This is a genomic window from Archangium sp., from assembly GCF_036389735.1.
Lineage (GTDB): Bacteria > Myxococcota > Myxococcia > Myxococcales > Myxococcaceae > Archangium.
On the sequence record NZ_DASVWK010001006.1, the window covers coordinates 1 to 1822 of the forward strand.

A 1822-nucleotide genomic window follows, 5' to 3' on the forward strand; every position below is an offset into this window, starting at 1 on the left:
CATCGGCCTGCTGGAGCAGTTGCTCGGCGCGGAGGCGGGCTCGGTGGCGCTCCGGGACAGCGCCACCGCGGCGCAGGCGGCCATCGCCTCGGCGGTGACGCCCCGGCCGGAGCGCCACCGCATCCTCTATAGCGCCACCGACTTCCACTCCTCGCGCTACCTGTGGGCCGCGCAGGAGCGCCGGGGCTTCTCCGTGGAGGAGCTGCGGCCCGCGGACGGCGTGGTGCTCCGGCCCGAGGAGGTGCTGCGGCACCTGGACGAGCGGGTGGCCATCGTGGCGCTGTCGCTGGTGTCGCCGCGCACCGGAGCGCTCCTGGACGTCGTGCCGGTGGTGAAGGCGGCGCATGACGCGGGGGCCCTCGTGGTGCTGGATGCGTACCAGGCGGTGGGCGTGGTGCCCGTCGACGTGCGGCGGCTCGGCGCGGACGTCGTCGTCGGCGGCACCCACAAGTGGTTGAGCGGTGGTGGTACCGGGCTGGCCTTCCTGTACGCGCGGCCCTCGCTGGCCGAGCGGCTCCAACCCGCCTACCCGGGCTGGATCGGACACCAGCAGATGGTGGGGTTCACGGAGGGCTACGTGCCCGCTCCCGGAGGTGCGCGCTTCCAGCAGGGCACGCCCGCGATGGAGCCCATCTACACCGCGCGCGCCGGCCTGCGCTTCGTGCTGGAGACGGGCGTGGAGCGGCTGCGCGAGCGCAGCGTGGCGCTCACCTCCCGGATGATGGCCCGGGCGCACGACGCGGGGCTCTCGGTGACGACGCCGCGGGAGCCCGAGCGGCGCGGCGGGACGCTCTGCGTCGACATGGACGAGGGGTCCTCGGTCGTGGAGCGGATGGCGGCGCTCGGCATCGACATCGACACCCGGCCGGGCGCGGGAATCCGCGTCTCGCCCCATCCCTGCAACACGGAGCAGGAGTGCGACCGCGTCATCGACGAGCTCGCGCGCCTGGCGCGGCGATGAGTGGCGCGAGGCTCGATTTTCGAGGCGAGCCGGTGCCCTGTACGCCGGCCACGCTCCAGCTCCTCGCCTGCGCGCCGGCGCTGGGCTCGGTGCTCGGCACGGCGTTGGACCTCCAGCTCTTCGACCACCTGGCGGCGGGTCCACTCGACCCCGAGGGGCTGGCGGCGCGAGCGGGCCTCTCCGTGCGGGGCGCGCGACGGCTCCTCACGGCGCTCATGGCGCTCGGACTCGTCGAGCAGGAGGAGGGCCCTCGCTTTCGAAATGGTCCCCTGGCGGCGGCGGCGCTCACCCAGGGAGGGGAGGACTCGCTCGTGCCGTTCCTCCTGCACCAGCGCCGTCACGGCGACTCGCTCTTCGCCCACCTGGGCGAGGCGGTGCGCGACGGCCAGCCCCAATTCCACCACTGGCCCTTCGTCGACCCCGCGCGCCACGCCGGGGACCCGTACACGGAGCTGGCCGGACACCCGGACGAGTACGCGCTGCTCATGCGGGCCATGGACATCGCCAGCCGTGGGGTGGGGCACCTCATCGCCGAGCAGGTGGACTTCTCCGAGGTGCACCGGCTGGTGGACCTCGGGGGAGGGGGAGGGCAGGTGGCCCGTGAGCTGGCCCAGGCGGTGCCGCACCTGTCCATCGAGCTCCTCGACACGCCGCCCGCCCGCGCCTACGCCGCCGAGCGCATCGAGCGCGCCGGGCTCTCCCAGCGCATCCGCTGCACGACGGCGGACCTGCGCATGGGCCTGGAGGGCGCGGTGGCACCGGCCGATGCCGTCCTCCTGTCGGGGGTGATTGGCGACTTCGTGGCCGAGGAGCGCGCGCGCATCCTCCGGCAGGCCGTCTCCCTGCTACGCCCGGGGGGGC

2 protein-coding genes are annotated in these 1822 nt (G+C 74.6%); both read left to right on the plus strand.

Annotation, left to right across the window (positions count from 1 at the left end; genetic code table 11):
- Positions 1-961, plus strand: a 961-nt coding sequence (locus VF794_RS35880) for an aminotransferase class V-fold PLP-dependent enzyme (protein WP_331117625.1), incomplete at its 5' end; no start/stop codon positions are given.
- A partial coding sequence (locus VF794_RS35885; protein ID WP_331117626.1) for a methyltransferase occupies positions 958-1822 on the plus strand: 865 nt, incomplete at its 3' end. The genes VF794_RS35880 and VF794_RS35885, both read left to right, overlap by 4 nt.